The 17,772-nt window shown below is 72.1% G+C and carries 13 protein-coding genes, 1 pseudogene and 1 riboswitch; of the genes and pseudogenes, 7 read left to right on the forward strand and 7 right to left on the reverse strand.

Features of this window, described 5'->3' with window-relative positions:
* Nucleotides 1-19: 19 nt before the first annotated feature.
* Nucleotides 20-1,465: an AI-2E family transporter gene (locus ABT336_RS02185; protein WP_502891081.1), complete on the reverse strand. Its 1,446-nt coding sequence runs from the start codon at nucleotides 1,463-1,465 to the stop codon at nucleotides 20-22.
* Nucleotides 1,466-1,480: 15 nt separating this feature from the next.
* On the opposite strand from ABT336_RS02185, the gene ABT336_RS02190 reads away from it, so the two are divergent.
* Entirely contained in the window at nucleotides 1,481-1,819 is a 339-nt protein-coding gene (locus ABT336_RS02190; RefSeq protein ID WP_350894630.1) for a GroES family chaperonin, read from the forward strand.
* A gap of 68 nt (nucleotides 1,820-1,887) precedes the next feature.
* The gene (locus ABT336_RS02195) at nucleotides 1,888-2,055 is read left to right on the forward strand and encodes a hypothetical protein (RefSeq protein ID WP_350894631.1); all 168 of its coding nucleotides are present in this window, start codon (nucleotides 1,888-1,890) and stop codon (nucleotides 2,053-2,055) included.
* Nucleotides 2,056-2,091: 36 nt separating this feature from the next.
* On the opposite strand, the gene ABT336_RS02200 is transcribed toward ABT336_RS02195, so the two are convergent.
* Nucleotides 2,092-3,729 carry a PrsW family intramembrane metalloprotease gene (locus ABT336_RS02200; RefSeq protein ID WP_350894632.1) on the reverse strand — a complete coding sequence of 546 codons (1,638 nt, stop codon included), beginning with the start codon at nucleotides 3,727-3,729 and terminating at the stop codon, nucleotides 2,092-2,094.
* A gap of 23 nt (nucleotides 3,730-3,752) precedes the next feature.
* Nucleotides 3,753-3,874: riboswitch (SAM riboswitch) on the forward strand.
* 119 nt (nucleotides 3,875-3,993) lie between these two features.
* Here ABT336_RS02200 and ABT336_RS02205 point away from each other — a divergent pair.
* Nucleotides 3,994-5,208, forward strand: coding sequence for an aminotransferase class V-fold PLP-dependent enzyme (locus tag ABT336_RS02205; protein ID WP_350894652.1), 1,215 nt, complete (start codon nucleotides 3,994-3,996; stop codon nucleotides 5,206-5,208).
* Between the two features lie 12 nt (nucleotides 5,209-5,220).
* On the opposite strand, the gene ABT336_RS02210 is transcribed toward ABT336_RS02205, so the two are convergent.
* Nucleotides 5,221-6,477: an FUSC family protein gene (locus ABT336_RS02210; RefSeq protein ID WP_350894633.1), complete on the reverse strand. Its 1,257-nt coding sequence runs from the start codon at nucleotides 6,475-6,477 to the stop codon at nucleotides 5,221-5,223.
* A gap of 99 nt (nucleotides 6,478-6,576) precedes the next feature.
* On the opposite strand from ABT336_RS02210, the gene ABT336_RS02215 reads away from it, so the two are divergent.
* Nucleotides 6,577-7,977 carry an FAD-binding oxidoreductase gene (locus ABT336_RS02215; RefSeq protein ID WP_350894634.1) on the forward strand — a complete coding sequence of 467 codons (1,401 nt, stop codon included), beginning with the start codon at nucleotides 6,577-6,579 and terminating at the stop codon, nucleotides 7,975-7,977.
* 60 nt (nucleotides 7,978-8,037) lie between these two features.
* On the forward strand, nucleotides 8,038-9,279 hold the full coding sequence (locus ABT336_RS02220) for a hypothetical protein (protein ID WP_350894635.1): 1,242 nt from the start codon (nucleotides 8,038-8,040) through the stop codon (nucleotides 9,277-9,279).
* Here the strand turns inward: ABT336_RS02220 and ABT336_RS02225 are convergent.
* On the reverse strand, nucleotides 9,263-11,092 hold the full coding sequence (locus ABT336_RS02225) for a glycerol-3-phosphate dehydrogenase/oxidase (protein WP_350894636.1): 1,830 nt from the start codon (nucleotides 11,090-11,092) through the stop codon (nucleotides 9,263-9,265). The two genes, ABT336_RS02220 and ABT336_RS02225, sit on opposite strands and share 17 nt — an antisense overlap.
* 149 nt (nucleotides 11,093-11,241) lie before the next feature.
* On the opposite strand from ABT336_RS02225, the gene ABT336_RS02230 reads away from it, so the two are divergent.
* On the forward strand, nucleotides 11,242-13,698 hold the full coding sequence (locus tag ABT336_RS02230; RefSeq protein ID WP_350894637.1) for a S8 family serine peptidase: 2,457 nt from the start codon (nucleotides 11,242-11,244) through the stop codon (nucleotides 13,696-13,698).
* 140 nt (nucleotides 13,699-13,838) lie between these two features.
* On the opposite strand, the gene groL is transcribed toward ABT336_RS02230, so the two are convergent.
* From groL to ABT336_RS02245, 3 genes are all read right to left on the reverse strand, one after another.
* A complete protein-coding gene (gene groL, locus ABT336_RS02235; protein WP_350894638.1) occupies nucleotides 13,839-15,461 on the reverse strand; it encodes a chaperonin GroEL in 1,623 nt (540 codons plus the stop codon).
* 274 nt (nucleotides 15,462-15,735) lie between these two features.
* Complete coding sequence (locus ABT336_RS02240; protein ID WP_350894639.1) at nucleotides 15,736-16,893, reverse strand: hypothetical protein; 1,158 nt, start codon at nucleotides 16,891-16,893, stop codon at nucleotides 15,736-15,738.
* Between the two features lie 133 nt (nucleotides 16,894-17,026).
* The gene (locus ABT336_RS02245) at nucleotides 17,027-17,227 is read right to left on the reverse strand and encodes a cold-shock protein (protein ID WP_350894640.1); all 201 of its coding nucleotides are present in this window, start codon (nucleotides 17,225-17,227) and stop codon (nucleotides 17,027-17,029) included.
* A 223-nt stretch (nucleotides 17,228-17,450) separates the two neighbouring features.
* Between ABT336_RS02245 and ABT336_RS02250 the strand changes: the two are divergent.
* Nucleotides 17,451-17,772 (forward strand): annotated as a pseudogene (locus ABT336_RS02250) (hypothetical protein); the annotation flags it as partial.

Consider the following 17,772-nt stretch of genomic DNA (forward strand, 5'->3'; position numbering starts at 1 on the left):
CGAGGCGCCCCCGGGCGTCTCAGGGGGTCTGGGAGGCCACCACAACGGCGTCCGGTGGGGTGTCCGGGACCCGCCGGGCGGCGAGTCGACGGACCGCAGTGTTGATCACCGCGATCACCGGAACCGCGATCACGGCGCCGGTGATGCCGGCGAGCACCACACCGGCGGCGACCCCGAGGACCACGGCGAGGGGGTGGATGGCCACCGCCCGACCCATGATCAACGGCTGGAGGACGTTCCCCTCGATCTGCTGCACCCCGATCACCGCGGCGAGGATGATCAACGCGGTGACCGGCCCGCTGTCGACAAGCGCGACGAGCACCGCCACCGCCCCGGACAGGGTCGCCCCGACGATCGGGATGAACGCGCCCAGGAAGACCAGGGCGATCAGCGGGAAGGCGAACGGGATGTCGAAGGCCACCAGGAAGATGCCGATGCCGACCGCGTCGATGAACGCCACCAGGATGGTGGCCCTGACGTAGGCACCGAGCGTCTCCCAGGAGGCCCGCCCGGCGTCGTCGACCTTCCACCGGGCGGCCACCGGCAGCAGGCGGACCAGGAAGCGCCAGATCCGGTTGCCGTCGCGCAGGAAGAAGAAGGTGGCGAAGATGACGAGCAGGGCACCGGTCAGCACCTCGGCCACGGTGGCGGCGGTGGCCAGCGCACCGCTGGTCAACGAGCTGGTGTTCTCGTTCACCCACCGGGTGACCTCGTCGATGTAACGGTTGAGCTGGTTGTCGGACAGGTGCAGCGGACCGGTGCGGAGCCACTCCTGGATCTGTCGGACAGCCTCCGACGATCTCGCGCTCAGCTCCGGGACGCCCTTGATGAACTCGTTCACCACCAGGGTCAGCGTGCCCACCACCGCCGCCAGACCGCCGACCAGCACCACGGCGGTCGCCAACGACCTGGGGAACCGGGCCCGCAGCAGCCAGCCGACGGCCGGCGCGAGCAGCGCCGAGAAGAGCAGCGCGATCACCAGCGGGACGATCACGATCTTGACCTGGCCGACGATCCGGAGCAGCGCCCAGGCGACGATTCCGACCACGATCAGTCGCCACGACCAGGCGGCGGCGATCCGGAGGGCGTGCGGGACGTCCGAGTCGTCCCGGCTCGCGGTGGTGTCGAACGTCGGCGGTGTCGGGGGTACACCGACCACCGTCGCGGTCGGCGGAGCCACCGGCCCCGGCGACGTCGGCTCGGCGACCTCGGCCTCGGCCGGCAGGTCCGGTGAGCGGGTACGACCCGCGCGCACCGAAGCCTTACCCGACTCGTAAGCGCGACGCAGCCGTTCGCGTACCCGCTCGAAGCGGCTCAAGCGCACCTCCTGGCGTGAGAACCGGCCGCTGACCTTGGCGTGACATGCAGAAAGGTACGCCCGCCAGCAGCAACCGTACGGTAGTTGCACCACCCTGTGCCCAGGGTGAGCCCGGCGCAACCCCTCAGGCCACCTGTCGGGCGGCACGGTACCGTCTGCGACGTGACAGCGGACCAGAACCTCGACGCCGGCCTGCCCATCCGACTCCTGCACGACCGGGTGCTGGTACGGATGGAGGGCAGCGACGGTGAACGCCGCTCCACCGCCGGAATCGTGATCCCCGCGACGGCAGCCGTGGGCAAGCGGCTCGCCTGGGCCACGGCGGTCGGCGTCGGCCCCCACGTACGCTCGATCGTCTCCGGCGACCGGGTGCTCTTCGACCCCGACGACCGCTCCGAGGTCGAGCTGCACGGTCGGGGTTACGTGCTGCTGCGGGAGCGGGACGTGCACGCCGTGGCCGCCGAGCGGATCGAGGAGAACTCCACAGGCCTGTACCTGTGACGTTCGGCTGTTTGCGTCCCTCCTTCGTGGGAAGCCAGGCTCATCCGCCTGGTCCTGGGGAGGGACGAATGCCGGTAGTCGTGAAGAGGGTGCTGGCCTGGGGCCTCCTCGCGTTCCTGATCTACTTTCTGGCCTTCCGCCCGGACGCTGCGGCGGAGATGTTCAAGGCGATCGGGGCGGCGCTGGTGGCGATGGCCCAGGGACTCGGCGACTTCCTCACCGGCCTGATGACCTGAGCCGGCCCCGGTACGACCGGGACCGGCTCGGTGTCGTCAGTGCGACCAGGGGTTGGGCGGCGGTGGCCCCGGCCACCCGGACTGCGGACCGTGGCCCGGGTACGGGCCGTGGCCGCCGGAAGGTGGACCGTAGCCGGGCGGTGGGCCGTAGCCGGGCGGTGGGCCGGGTGGGGTCAGGACCACCGGGATCGGCACCACCGGCTCGCCCGGGGCGTCGACCTCCCGCTCCGCTCCGTCCGGGAACCGGAGCAGGTACCGCTGCCCGTTCCAGACACCCACCGGCACCTGCGGATCCCGGCCGGCGAAGTGGGACCGGTAACGGGCGATCGATTCGAGCAGCTCCCGCTCCTCACGGGCGGTCCGCTCCCGGTCGGCCGGCTTACGGTCCAGTCCCCGGCGCATCCCGTCGCGCAGCAACGCCAGGCGGGTGGCGGCGAACTGGTACCCGCGCATGGCCCGCGCTCCGCTCTCCCCCGCGACCCGCCGGGCCCAGGTCCGGGCGGCGTGCCGGCGACCCAGACTGCCCAGCGCCGCCACCTCGGGCGGGGTGAGCCAGCCCGCCCGGACGTACTCGGGCAGGGTCCGCTCGGTGAGCCGACCTTCCCAGGCCCGGACCCAGATCGCCAGGCCGACCATGGCGAAGAAGATCGGGAACATCACGCTGACGAAACCGAAGAGCGCGATCACCGGCTGGCCGAGTGCCTGACCCAGGGTGGGCAGCAGGTTCCAGGCGCCGTGCAGCATCATCGCCAGCAGCAGACCGGCCGCCGGGGCCAGGAACCGGACCCGACGATCGGCGGTACGGGCCGCGATGCCCAGCCCGATCCCGGCCATCGAGGTGAACAGTGGGTGGGCGAAGCCGAAGAGCAGGATCCGGACGATGAAGATGGCGATGACCTGCTGCGCGCCGGTGGCCGGGCCGTACTCGTTGACGCCCGTGGCATAGCCGTACCCGCCCAGGTAGAGAATGTTCTCCACCATCGCGAAGCCGACTGCGGAGAGGCCACAGTAGACGAGCCCGTCGGTGATCCCGGACCACTCCCGGCGACGGAAGATCAGCAGCAGGATCGGCCCGAGCGCCTTGGTCAGCTCCTCGATGAACGGCGCGACGAGCACTGCGGTGAGCGCGGCCGGCATCTCCCACCGCTCGAAGAGACCGGCCATCGTCTCGTTGACGGTCAGGGAGGCGGCGGTGGAGACGAAAGCCCCCCAGGCGAAGCAGAAGACCAGGTACTTCAGTGGCTCCGGCTCGTACCGGTCGAGCCAGAGGAAGGCGCTGACCAGGACCGGGACCGGCAGGATGGCGGCCACCAGCCCGATCAACAGCGCCTCGGCGCCGAGGCTGGACCCGAGTTGGATCACCATGAACAGCGCACAGGCGGCGATCAGCAGGACGACCCCGGCCAGGACCAGGAAACGCCGCAACCCCAGACGCCGCCGGGGCACCGAGTCGTTCCCACCGGGCGCGGGGTGACCGGGGGCAGGAGAACCGGGCGCGGGGTGACCGGACGCGTGGGAACCGGGCCCCGGAACTGAGCCCTCGGTGGGCCAGGACGGCGCATTGCCCGGGTACGGCCCGCCGGGCGGGTTGGACGACGACGGTGCAGACCCGTCGGGCGGGGTGACGGACATGCGGTCAGCGTAGCCACCCACGGCCGCACCGGCGTGGCGCATTCACGGGCGCTATGCTGAACCCGGGTCACGAGCGCCAGCGTCAAGCCCCGGTTTGCTGGCCGGCAACCCTCGTCGAGGTTCGCGGTGGGGTGCCCCGGGTGATGACCTGGTCCGGCCGCATCCGTGTGCCGGGCAAGCGCGGACCCCGTCCCCTGTGCTCAGCCGGGGTCCACTGGACCCCGGAGGTTCGTCGTGTCCGCTCTCCTCACCCCCGTCGCGCCCACCACGCCGCCGTCGACCGCCCCGGCCGGTCCGGACGGACCGTTGAGCGTGTTCGGCGTACCCGGTCAGATCAACCTGGACCTGGCGGCCAGCGCACCCTGCGCGCGGGCCGCAGCCGACGCGGTGGCCGAGCTCCTTCCCTGGTACGCCAGCGTGCACCGGGGCGCGGGGGCGCTCTCCCGACGCTGCACCCTCGCCTACGAACAGGCCCGGCAGACCGTTGCCGACTTCGTCGGCGCCCGCGCAGGGGACCACGTCGTCTTCACCCGAAACACCACCGACGCGCTCAACCTGCTGGCCCGGGCCCTCCCCGCCGGTACGGCCGTGGTGACCTTCGCCGGCGAGCATCACGCCAACCTGCTCCCCTGGCCGGCAGACACCGTACGTCTCCCGGTCCCCACCGACCCGCAGGAGGCGGTACGGTCCCTGGCCGCCGCCCTCGCCGAGCTGCGGGCCCCCTCCGGGCACCCGGTCCCGGCCGACCGTCCGGTGCTGGTGGCGGTGACGGCGGCGAGCAACGTGACGGGTGAGGTGTGGCCGGTGGCCGAGTTGGCCCGGGTGGCCCGCCGGCACGGGGCCCGGATCGTGGTGGACGCCGCCCAGCTCGCCCCGCACGCCCCGGTCGACGTCGACGCGCTCGACGTGGACTACCTGGCGCTCTCCGGTCACAAGTTGTACGCCCCGTTCGGGGCCGGAGTCCTCGTCGGCAGGGCCGACTGGCTGGACGCCGCACCGCCGTACCTGGCCGGGGGCGGTGCCACCGCCTCGGTGGGCGAGAGCTGTCACGACGTCACGTGGAACAGCGGACCGGCCCGGCACGAGGCGGGCACCCCGAACCTGCTCGGCGCGGCGGCCCTGGCCGCTGTCTGCGCCGCGTTCGAAGCCGCCGACCGGACCGCCCTGCACGACCGGGAGCAGGCGCTGCTGGCCCGGCTGCGCACCGGGCTGGCGGCGCTGCCGCACGTGGTGGAGCTGCGCACCTTCGCCCCGGACGCCCCCCGCGTCGGGATCGTCTCCTTCGTGGTCGCCGGCCGGGACTCCGGGGAGGTCGCCGCCCACCTGGCCCAGGAGCACGCCATCGGGGTCCGCGACGGGTTGTTCTGCGCCCACCCGTTGGCCCGTCGACTGCTCGCCGACGCGACGACCCGCAGCGGACGGTCTGACCTGCCCCCCACCGCGGTACGGGCCAGCATCGGCCTGGGCACCACCGAGGCGGAGGTGGACGAGCTGGTCGGGGCGCTGGCCGCGCTCGGCTGACCGGCGGTCGGCTCAGCCCAGGGGCGGGGTGGTCGGCGGGTTCGGGGCGGTGTTGTGTTCGGCCGGCTGTTCGGCGCTCTCGGAGTCCCCGAAGGCCTCCCGGATCAGCCGGTTCGCCTCCTCCTGTTCGACACCGGAGGCCACCAGGAGGTCGCTGGCGGTGGTCCGGACCTGGGCGACCACCACGCTGCCCGAGAACCCGACCCCCTCGGTGTACGCCCGACCGGCCTCGCTGACCGCGCGCAGGGATCGTTCCCGGGCCCGTTGGGGTTCCTCACCCACCGCGAACTCGTGGCGGAGCAGGCGTACCGACTCGGCGAGGTGGTCGACGGCGTCCGGCATCGGCTCGGGGATCGTCTCGCCGTCCTCGATCAGGGTGACCGCCCGGCGGATCAGGGTGCCGCTGTTGCGCATCGCCCGGTCGATCGGTTCGGCCGCCTCCGCGTAGTGGGTCAGCTCGCTGCGCCGGTGCCAGCGGGCCGGGGAGATGGTGATCGTCTCCTTGGCCCCCTCGATGGCCTCGACGAAGTCGGTCAGCTCCCCCTTGTTGTCCCTGAGACGTTCCAGGGACTGTTGGGCGGCGTCCCGGTCCCGGTCCCGCAGCGCGGAGGCGGTCCGCTCCAGCTGGTCGGCGAGCAGGTCCATCGCCGGACGGGCCGCCCGGTTGATCACCCGGAGCGGGTTGAGGGGGAGGAGCAGCGCGGTCACCAGGAGCGCTGTGCCGCCGCCGACCATCGCGTCGATGAACCGGGGTATCTCCAGCGTCTTCGCCGAAGGGTTGAGCGTGACGATCAGGACCGCCGTCGCGGCGGCCTGGATCACCACCGCCACCGACCCGCCGAAGAAGATGGTCACCAGGATGGCCAGGGTGACGATCACACCGAGCTGCCAGGCCCCGGTGCCGACGAGGTAGACCAGCAGGTCACCCACTGCCACCCCGGCCCCCACCCCGAGGATCAACTCCATGGTCCGACGGAACCGCTGACCCACCGACGCGGCCAGGGTGCCGACCGCCGCGATGGGGGCGAAGACCGGCTGCGGGTTGCCGAGCAGGTCCCGCGCGATCAGCCAGGACAGGGCGGCGGCCAGCCCGGCCTGCAGGGCCAGGACGGCGGTGGACCGGAGCCGGTGCAGGCGGTCCTTCAGGGTGGCGTGGCCACGATGCTTCAACTGGCCCATCGCCTCGGCGATCCGCGCCCCGTCGACGTCCACCGCAGCGTCACGCAACGATGCACGTCGCAGCAGGGAGGGTCGCCGGTCTCGGGCCATGGACGGGACTACCCGTACGGCTCGGGGTGAATCCTCGCGGACCAGGAGTCACCCGACACCGCCTGGCGGGTGGTACGAGCCGGGGTTAGCCTTCCCCGCATGGCCGGAACCCCCCTGATCACCGAGTTGCGTGCCGCTCTCGGTGCCGACGCCGTGCTGACCGACCCGGACCTGCTGCGGATGCACCGGCGGGACGAGGCGGACCTCTGCGCCGCCGGGACCCCTGCGGTGGTGGTCCGGCCCCGCACCACCGAGGAGGTGGTCGCTGTGGTCCGCGCCGCCGCCGGACACGGCGTGCCGGTGGTGCCGCAGGGTGCCCGCACCGGGTTGGCCGGGGCGGCGAACGCCGTCGACGGCGCGGTGGTGCTGAGCATGGTGGCGATGGACGAGATCCGGGAGATCGACCCGGTGTCCCGGATCGCCGTGGTGCAGCCCGGGGTGGTCAACGCCGCGCTGGCCCGGGCGGTGGCGGAGCAGGGGCTCTACTACCCGCCCGACCCGGGCTCCTGGGAGTCGTCGACGATCGGCGGGAACGTCTCCACGAACGCCGGGGGGATGTGCTGCGTCAAGTACGGCGTGACCACCGAGTACGTCCTCGGTCTGGAGGTGGTGCTCGCCTCCGGCGAGGTGCTGCGCACCGGTAGGCGTACCGCCAAGGGCGTCGCCGGATACGACCTGACCCGCCTCTTCGTCGGCTCGGAGGGCACCCTCGGGGTGATCACCGAGGTGACTGTGGGGCTGCGCCCGGCCCCGGAGCAGTCCCTGACCCTGGTGGCGGTCTTCGACTCCACCGCCTCGGCGGGCGACGCGGTGGCCCGGATCGCCGCCCAGGGGCTCACCCCGAGCCTGCTGGAGCTGCTCGACCGCACCCACCTGTCGGCGATCGAGGCGTACCGGCCGATGGGGTTGCGTACCGACGCCGAGGCGTTGCTGCTGGCCGCCGTGGACACCGGTGACCGGGCCCCGGGTGACCTGGCCCTGATCGGGGAGGTCTGCACCGCCGCCGGTGCCGACGAGGTGTACGCGGCCACCGACGCGGTGGAGGCGGCGGCCCTGCTCCAGGCCCGGCGGCTGGCCCACCCGGCGATGGAGCACTTCGCCGCCCGGACCTACCCGCAGGGCAACGGCGGCCTGGTCATCGACGACGTGGCGGTACCCCGGGCGGCCCTGGCGGCGCTCCTGGACGGGGTGGCCCGGATCGCCGTCGAGTGCGACGTGCCGATCGGGGTGGTCGGGCACGCCGGGGACGGCAACATGCACCCCAACATCGTGGTGGACCGCGCCGACCCGGTCAGCGTGGCGCGCGGCCGACGGGCCTTCGACGAGATCATGCGACTCGGGCTCGCCCTGGGCGGCACCTGCACCGGCGAGCACGGGGTCGGGCTGCTCAAGCGGGACTGGCTGGCCGAGGAGATCGGCCCGGTCGGCGTCCGGGTGCACCAGGCGATCAAGTCCGCCCTCGACCCGGCCGGCCTCCTCAACCCCGGCAAGGTGCTCTGAGTCACAGCGTCGACACCCGGTCGACGTGAACCCCGTCCCCTGCCGAACGTCACCCACGACGTGCCCACTTTCGAGGAGTTCGAGGCCGGCCTGATCCGGCCCCCCGACCCTGACGCCTACACGCTTCCCACTGTGCGGCCCGACCACGTCACGATCAGCGACTGGTGCAGAGTCACGGGTCGCCTACGGCAGCCCGGACCAAGAGAGGTCCAGGTCGGTGACCTGGAAGCCTTCACCGAGGCCACCGGCATCCTGCCCGACTCGTACGAACTGGTTGGGAAGGCAAACAAGGTAGTCGGCCTGCGACCCAAAACGCTACTCACAGATGTATACCTCGAATTCACTGCGGGCCTCGATCCGCCCGCTGCTGGCGACTGTTACTGCACGCCGCAGGTGGAGCCCACCCATCACACGGTCAGCCAGTGGCTCAGAACGACCGATCGAGAATTTCACCGTCCTTCGAAGATCACCGAGAAAGACCTCTGGGAGTTCCTGCACGTCCACAATCTGAAGCCCGGCAGCTATCGGATCGTGCGGAACTGGAGCAGCAGACCCGTGGGGCTGGAACGCACCCCGGCAGAGGAGATGGCGGAGAGGTACTTCACCTTCAGGGCCGGTCTGATCGGACCCACCGGAGACCACCCCTATGCGATCCCGACGGCACCTCCCGACCCTGAGATCATCGCCGAGTGGCTGATGGTGACGGGCCGACGGAGACACGACTCCCAGTCCCTTCGCATACAGAACCTGGACGAGTTCGCCAAAGAACACAATCTCGCCCCCGACTACAGTTTCGTCTGGGAGAACCGCAGGGTCGTCGGCCTGAAAAAGAAAGAGACAGTGGGCAAGGAATACCAGGAATTCCTGGCGAAACTGTGGCCGCCGACGGCGGAGAACCCGTACAGTACGCCCGGGGTGGAACCCACCCACCACACGGTCAGCCAATGGCTCAGGACGACCGACCGGAAACTCCACCATCCTTCGAAGATCACCGCGGACGATCTGCGGGAATTCCTGAACGCACAGCGCATGAAGCCCCAAAGTTACGCGTTGACGCGAAACTCCAACAGAGACATCAACGGCCTCAGACGCACCTCCGGGCCGGGGGTCCCCGCCTCGGAGTCCACCCGATCCGACCACCTGGCGACCGGGCACCTCCCCGATCCGACCACAACCTCGGTCGTCGCCAGGCTGCACGTCACGCCGATCCGAAGCAGCCCTCCGCCCCACCGGGGGGAGAGCCACCGGGGCCGCCCCGTCTCGCCCTCGCCGGCACCCCCGGGGGTCACCAGCCGGCGTTGACCTCCGCCGGGTCGCCGTCGCCGCCCCGGTCGGCGGAGAAGCCACGGACGTCGGGCGCCCCGAGCCGGGCCGCGTCGGCGGTGGCGTCGTCGGGCATGGTCTGCGACTGCCGTTCCGCCAGGACCCGGGCCCGGTAGTGGGCCACCTCGCGGTCCCTGGTGGCGGCGTCCCAGCCCAGCACCGCGCCCATCAGCTCGGCGGTGTGCTCGGCGGAGTCCAGGCCACGGTGGGCGGTCTCGAAGGAGATCCGGGTACGCCGGGTCAGCACGTCCTCCAGGTGCAGCGCCCCCTCGGCCCGGGCCGCGTACGTCACCTCGGCGGCCAGGTACTCCGGGGCACCGGCCAGCGGGGAGGCCAGCAGCGGGTCGGCGTCGATCAGGGCGAGCAGTTCCAGGGCGAGGGTGCCGTACCGCTCCAACAGGTGTTCCACCACCCCGACCGGCATCTGGTGTCGGCGGGCCAGGTCGGCCCGGTCCCGCCACATCGCCGCGTACCCGTCGGCACCGAGCAGCGGCAGGTCGGCGGTGCGCGAGGGGCGTACCCCGCCGAGCCGCCGGGCGGCCCGGTCGATCACGTCGGAGGCCATCACCCGGTACGTCGTGTACTTGCCCCCGGCGACCAGGAGCAGCCCGAGCATCGGCTCGAAGACGGCGTGGGTCCGGGAGAGCTTCGAGGTGGAGTCGGCCTCGCCGGCCAGCAGTGGTCGCAGCCCGGCGTAGACCCCCTCGATGTCGTCTGTGGTCAACGGCCGCTCCAACACCGTGTTGACCTGGTCGAGGAGGTACGCGATGTCCCGGGCCGAGGCGGCCGGGTGGGAGCGGTCCAGCCGCCAGTCGGTGTCGGTGGTGCCGATGATCCAGTGCCCGCCCCACGGGATCACGAAGAGCACCGAGGTCGGGGTCCGCAGGATCAGCCCGGTCTCCCCGGTGATCGCCGAACGGGGCACCACCAGGTGTACCCCCTTCGACGCCCGGACCCGGATCCCGGGGCGCAGCCCCACGTCGTTGAGCATCCGCGACATGTCGTCGCTCCACACCCCGGTGGCCGCGACGACGGTACGGGCGCGTACCTCGAACTCGGCGTCCGGGGAGTTGGGCGGTGCCTCCAGGTCACGGACCCGGACCCCGGTGACCTCCCGGGCCTGCCGGACCAGCCCGACGGCGCGGGCGCTGGTGACCACCGTGGCACCCATGCTGGCCGCCGTGCGGGCCAGGGTGACCACCAACCGGGCGTCGTCGACCTGCCCGTCGTGGTAACGGATCGCCCCGGCCAGGGCGTCGGTCCGCAGGCTGGGGAAGATCCGTCGGGCCCCCTCCCGGGTGAGGTGCCGGTGCAGCGGCATCCCCCGGCCTCCGCCGACCAACCCGGCGAAGGTGTCGTACGCGGCCACCCCGAGGCCGTAGTAGGCCCGCCGCCAGGCCCGGGCGGGCAGGCTCCGCGCCCCCTGCCCGGCGGGGAGCGGGACCAGGATCGGCACCGGGCGGACCAGGTGCGGGGCCAACCGGGTGGCGAGCAGCCCCCGCTCGGTGAGCGCCTCGTGGACCAGACCGAACTCCAACTGCTCCAGGTAGCGCAGGCCACCGTGGATCAACTTGCTGGACCGGCTGGAGGTGCCGGCGGCGTGGTCGCGGGCCTCGACCAGCGCGACCTTCAACCCCCGGGAGGCGGCGTCCAGGGCGGCACCGGCCCCGGTGACACCACCACCGATGACGAGCACGTCGAACCGTTCCGCCCGGAGACGGCGCAGGTCGGTGGCGCGGCGGGCAGGGGAGAGCTGACCGGCGAGGGCGCGGGAGACGTTGGGGTCACGCACCCGTCCACCGTAACGCCGTGACCCCGGGGCGGCATGTGCCGCCCTGCCCGTACTGTCAGGACATGGCGGCCGGTCACCCCCCAACCGCAGGCGCACCAGTGCCGGGCCCGTACGGTCCCGGACCCGGTGGATTCCCTGGTCACCCGGGGGTGTGGCCACCCGGGTCGACGCCGGCCCCGGCACGCCCCCCGAGCCCCTGGGCGGTGGTGGCGGCGGTGCTGGTGGGGCTCTGGACAGTCGGGTTCGTCACGTTCAGCCAGGCGGCCGGCTGGCTGGTCGACCAACTGCTGCTCGCCACCGGCCTGCACCGGGTGGTGCTCCTCTGGCCCGGGATCGCCGTGACGAGCGTCGTCCTGCTCGGCACCCCCGCGCTGCTGCTCGGCCTGGTCCCCCGGTCGGCGGCGGTCCGGGTCACCGGGTGGGCCTGGGTCGGCGCGGCCTTCGCCCTCGGCGGGCTGGTCCTGCTCCGGGCGATCCCCCCGGTGCACCACGAGGCGTATCTGGCCGCCCTGGCCGTCACCGCCGCCCTGGCGGCGTGGGCCCTGGGGCGGCTGCTGCACCGAGCCCGCCGGACCGACCCCGCCCCACCACCGCACCCGGCCGCGCCACCGCACCCGGCCGACACCGCGACCGGGCAGAGGGGACGGCGGCCGACGGCGGTGACCCTGCTCGCGGTCGCGGCCGGGCTCCTGCTGCTGCTGCCCTGGATCTGGGTGGGGGCGCTCGGCGGGTTGCTGGAGACCCTGCTCGCCGTCGCGGCGGCGGCGGCCGTTGGCACCCTGGCCGGGGTGCTGCTGGCCCCGGCCCTGTGGGAACGCTTCACAGTCGGCACCCCGCCCCGACCGGCCCGGCTGCTGCTCGTCGGTGGCCTGGTCGCCGGGGTCACCCTCCTGGTGGTCGGGGCGGGGACCGGCCAGTCCGGTGCCCAGCTACCGGCGCTGTGGACGCTCCCGCCGACCGGGTTCGTCCTGGCCGCGCTCTGGGCGGTGGCGTGGCGTACCGGTCGGACTGCCGACCGGGCCCCGACCCGCTGGCTGGTCGGGCTCGTCGTGCTGGGCCCGCTGGCCTTCACCGACCCGGAGGAGGTCACCCTGCTGTTGGCCGACGGCCGGGACGTCCCGTTCTGGGTCGCGACGGCGACCGCCGCCGGGCTCGTCGTCGCACTGCTGCTCGCCCTCGGGTACGGCGTCGCGTTCGGTAGGGCATGCGGGTTCACGCCGGACCGGCGGGTGGCGGGGGTGACCGCCGTCGCCGTGCTGGCCGGGGTCGCTGTGGTCGGTGTCGGCCTGGGTCAGCCCGGCCTGCACGGCGAACGACTCCTTGTGGTCCTCCGCGAGCAGGCCGACCTGACCGGCATCGCGGGCGGGGTGCCCGGTCGGGCCGGCCGGGACGCCCGCGCCGCCGAGGTCCACCGGCGGCTGCTCGCCACTGCCGACCGTACCCAGTCGGGGCTGCGCCGGGAGCTGACCCGGCTGCGGCTGACCCACACGCCCTACTACCTGGTCAACGCGATCGAGACCGACGGCGGCCCGGGGGTGCGGGCCTGGTTGTCCCGCCGTCCCGAGGTGTCAAGGGTCCTAGTGAGTCAGCGTCTGCGGCCGGTACCCGTTCCCGCCGCCGCCTCCCGGGGCGACGAGCCGCCACCCACCGGCCCGGCCTGGAACGTGTCCCTGATCGGCGCCGACCGGGTCTGGTCGGAGTTCGGGGTGACCGGGGCGGGGGTGGTGGTGGGCAGCTCGGACTCCGGGGTGGACGTCGCCCACCCGACCCTCACCGACGGGTTCCGGGGCGGGACGGACTCCTGGTACGACCCGTGGAACGGCACGCGTACCCCGACCGACCGCAGTGGACACGGCACCCACACGCTGGGCAGCGCTGTCGGCCGCAACGGCATCGGGGTGGCCCCCGACGCCCAGTGGACCGGCTGCATCAACCTCGACCGGAACCTGGGCAGCCCCGGTCTCTACCTGGACTGTCTCCAGTTCATGCTGGCCCCCTTCCCCGCCGGCGGGGACCCGTTCACCGACGGTCGGCCCGAACGCGCCCCGGAGGTGCTGACCAACTCGTGGGGCTGCCCGCCGATCGAGGGCTGTGACCCGGGGGTCCTCCAGCCGGCCACCGCAGCGCTGGAGGCGGCGGGGATCCTCGTGGTCGCCGCCGCCGGCAACACCGGCCCGTTCTGTGGCTCGATCCAGGACCCCCCGGCGCCGTACCCGGACGTGTTCACGGTCGGGGCGGTGGACCGGCAACGCCGGGTGACCCTCTTCTCCAGCCGCGGAGCTGCGGCGGACGGGCAGGCCAAACCGGATCTGGTCGCGCCGGGCGCGGGGGTGCTCTCCGCGATGCCCGGCGGGGGGTACGCCTCCCTGGACGGCACCTCGATGGCGGCTCCGCAGGTCGCCGGGGTGGTGGCGTTGATGTGGTCGGCGAACCCGGGTCTGGTCGGTGATCTGGACCGGACTCGGCAGATCCTGCGGGAGACCGCCACCCCCGCCCAGCCGACCTACCGTTCCGGGGACCGGGCGGACCGGTGCGGTGGGGACGCCGCCATCACCGGTGCCGGTCTGGTCGACGCGTACGCCGCCGTCCGGGCCGCCCGAGGCTGACCCGCGCGGGTTGGTGCTGGCGACGGCTCCGGGACGCGGTGTCACCCGCCACCTGGGCACGCCGCCCCCTGTACCGCTGGAGACGGAACGGGGCGGACCGCGTCAGCGGCCCGCCCCGTTCGGCGTTGGTGAAGCTGGACTCAGAAGTCCATCTCCCCGCCACCCGGAGCAGCCGGGGCGGCCGGGTTCTTCTCCGGCTTGTCCGCCACGACGGCCTCGGTGGTGAGGAAGAGCGCGGCGATCGACGACGCGTTCTGCAGCGCCGAGCGCGTCACCTTGGCCGGGTCGATGATGCCCGCGGCCAGCAGGTCGACGTACTCACCGGAGGCGGCGTTGAGGCCGTGCCCGGCGTCGAGGTTGCGGACGCGCTCGACGACCACGCCACCCTCAAGGCCCGCGTTGACGGCGATCTGCCGCAGCGGGGCGTCCAGGGCGATCTTGACGATCTGGGCCCCGGTGGCCTCGTCGCCGGTCAGGTCCAGCTTGTCGAAGGCGCTCTTGCCGGCCTGCACCAGCGCGACGCCACCACCCGGGACGATGCCCTCCTCGACGGCGGCCTTCGCGTTGCGGACGGCGTCCTCGATGCGGTGCTTGCGCTCCTTCAGCTCGACCTCGGTGGCCGCGCCGACCTTGATCACCGCAACGCCACCGGCCAGCTTGGCCAGCCGCTCCTGCAGCTTCTCCCGGTCGTAGTCGGAGTCGCTCTTGTCGATCTCGGCCCGGATCTGGTTCACCCGGCCCTGGATCTGGTCGGCGTCGCCGGCACCGTCGACGATGGTGGTCTCGTCCTTGGTCACCACGACCTTGCGGGCGCGGCCCAGCATCTCGACGTCGGCGGCGTCCAGCTTGAGGCCGACCTCCTCGCTGATGACCTGGCCACCGGTGAGGATGGCGATGTCGGTCAGCATGGCCTTGCGGCGGTCACCGAAGCCCGGCGCCTTGACGGCGACCGACTTGAAGGTGCCACGGACCTTGTTGACCACCAGGGTGGCTAGGGCCTCGCCCTCCAGGTCCTCGGCGATGATCAGCAGCGGCTTGCCCGACTGCATGACCTTCTCCAGGATCGGGAGCAGGTCCTTGACCGAGGAGATCTTGCTGTTCGCGATCAGGATGTACGGGTCGTCGAAGACGGCCTCCATACGCTCCGGGTCGGTCATGAAGTAGGCCGAGATGTAGCCCTTGTCGAAGCGCATACCCTCGGTGAGCTCCAGCTCCAGCCCGAAGGTGTTGCTCTCCTCGACGGTGATGACGCCTTCCTTGCCGACCTTGTCCATCGCCTCGGCGATGATCTCGCCGACGCTGGTGTCACCAGCGGAGATGGAGGCGGTGGAGGCGATCTGCTCCTTGGTCTCGACGTCCTTGGCGAGCTTGGACAGCTCCTCCGAGACGTTGGCGACCGCAGCCTCGATGCCCCGCTTGAGGGCCATCGGGTTGGCACCGGCGGCCACGTTGCGCAGACCCTCGCGGACGAGGGCCTGGGCCAGGACGGTCGCCGTCGTCGTGCCGTCACCGGCGACGTCGTCGGTCTTCTTCGCGACCTCCTTGACCAGCTCGGCGCCGATCTTCTCGTACGGGTCCTCGAGCTCGATCTCCTTGGCGATGCTCACACCATCGTTGGTGATGGTGGGGGCACCCCACTTCTTCTCGAGCACGACGTTGCGGCCCTTGGGGCCGAGGGTCACCTTTACGGCGTCGGCGAGCTGGTTCATGCCCCGCTCGAGACCGCGGCGAGCCTCTTCGTCGAAGGCGATAATCTTGGCCATACGGCGTTGTCCTCCTGGACACTCACGGGCCACCCGAGTGTGTGTCCCGGATGGGCCGCCTGGTGTACGCACCTTGGGACGTCGCCGTCGCGTGACAACGACATCCGTCGGCCGGGCCGGATAGCCCGCGACGACCGGCCACGTCCCGTCCGCCATCCACAGAGACAGCGCACGATCGTGGCCCTACCGCCCCGACCATTGGCACTCGCGGTGTGCGAGTGCCAATGACTTGTTTAGCACTCTCCCCTGCCGAGTGCAAGCACGATGCCTGCCCTCACCCGAGTTCAGCCGCGAGTCGGGCGCTGTCCACCGGCCCCTCGTGAATCCGTTGCTCGGCATAGGTGACAACCAGCGCGACCTGCTGGAACAGGTACGCGGGCAGGGTCAACACCGACGCCACGGCGGTGACCACCAGGGCCCCCACCGCCTCCCCCGGCGAGGCGATCGGCCAGGCCAACGGAGCCTCGCTGAAGGCCTGCATGCCGATCTGCCGGAACAGGTCGACAGTCAGGGGGATCCCGATCACCACCACCGCCATCAACGCCAGCCGACCCACCAGCATCCCGAACCGGGAGGAGTGGAACATCTGGAAGGAGCGCCCGATCGGGTTGCTCCGCTCGAACAGGTAGACCGGACCGGCCAGGCTCAACGCGGCGGCGAGGTAGACGCCGGGCAGGAAGCACAGGCAGATGCCGACGAAGACCAGCAGCCCGACCAGGAGGGTCCAGCCCCACAGGCCGGGAGCCCGGCTCAGTCCGTACCGCAGGGCCGACCCGAGGGTCACCGACTCACCGACCGCCTGCCGGGTGATCACCCAGGTCCCCGCCGCCCAACCCACGCTCTGCAGGAGCCCGATGAGGATGGCGGAGGCGGTGATGGTCGTGACGAAGATGCTCATGTCACGCAGGAGGCCGTCGGGCAGCGCCGTCGTCTCGCTCGTCACCTGTGGGGTCGTCAGACCGAGCGCCGGCCCGAGGGCGAGGACCAGGACCGACATGATGATCGCCGGCAGGACCTGGGTGATCAGGAGCAGCGGCAGCAACACCACCCAACCCCGGCGGACCACCCCGATGCACCGGCTCCACCAGCCGCTCAACTCGCCGCCGGGCGGGTTCACCAGCGGGTCGTTCGGGTTCCAGCCATACCCCGGTCCGGGATGGACCGCTCCCGGGTACGGCGCGTACCCCGCTCCTTGGGGAAACTGACCCGGGTACGCCGTTCCGGGGTATGCCGCCCCCGGGTACGGCTGACCGGGGTACGGGGGCTGACCCGGGTGGCCCGACTGCTGACCCGGGTACGGCTGACCGGGGTACGGGGGCTGACCGGGGTACATCGGCTGGCCGGAGACCGGTGGCTGCCCGTACGGGTCCGACCCCGGGGCCGGGTGGCCGAACGGAGGGCTGGGCGGCCCGGGCGGCGGTTGGTCGGTCATGAGGCCTCCTCAGCAGCAACGGCTGGAACGGCTCATGATCCTCCCCGGCGAACGCCGGACACGCATCCCCTCAGGCGGATGGGGTGAGATCTCCACCGCCGACCGGGGGGCGTGCCGGCCCCGGTGGTCCCGATCAGACGGCGCGTACCCGCTCGGCCTGCGGCCCCTTCTGCCCCTGCGCGATCTCGAACTCGACTCGTTGCCCGTCGTCCAACGCCTTGTAGCCGTCCATCTCGATGGCCGAGAAGTGAACGAAGACGTCCTGCCCGCCGTCCACGGCGATGAAGCCGTAGCCCTTCTCGGCGTTGAACCACTTCACGGTGCCCTGTGCCACGGTGCACTTCCTCACTCTGCACGGCGCTGGAAAGCCCTCGGTCGCGGTGGACACGGCCGAGCATTGGACCACCGATTCCGGGTCGACGATGACTGTCGAAACAGGCGATCGAAAACGCACGGTACACGAGGCGTGACAAAGTCGCACGACCACAAAAAGGGCAAAGGGCACCGATCGCCGACCGATGTGCATCGGCAGGCGTCGCTACGGTATGCATGCCCACATGACGACCGTTTCGGGCAGCACGAATCGCCGCCGAGCCGTCGTCCATCGGATACGTCCGACGGACGCTGCCCGTATGCGGGCACTGCGCCTGGAGATGCTGGCCGACTCGCCCCTGGCCTTCCTGGAGACCGTCGCCGAGGCGGCGGCCCGGCCCCACGCCGACTACGCGGCCCGGGTGGCGTACTGCTCGACCGGTCCGGAGGTCGCCCAGTTCGTGGCCGATCCGGCACCGACGACGTACGCGCTCGACGCCGGCACCTCGACGCCGTCGAACCCGACAGCGGGCCGGTCGGCGGACCCGGCGGCGAACCCGACAGCGG

It is taken from the genome of Micromonospora sp. NPDC000207 (genome assembly GCF_040300925.1).
Lineage (GTDB): Bacteria > Actinomycetota > Actinomycetes > Mycobacteriales > Micromonosporaceae > Micromonospora.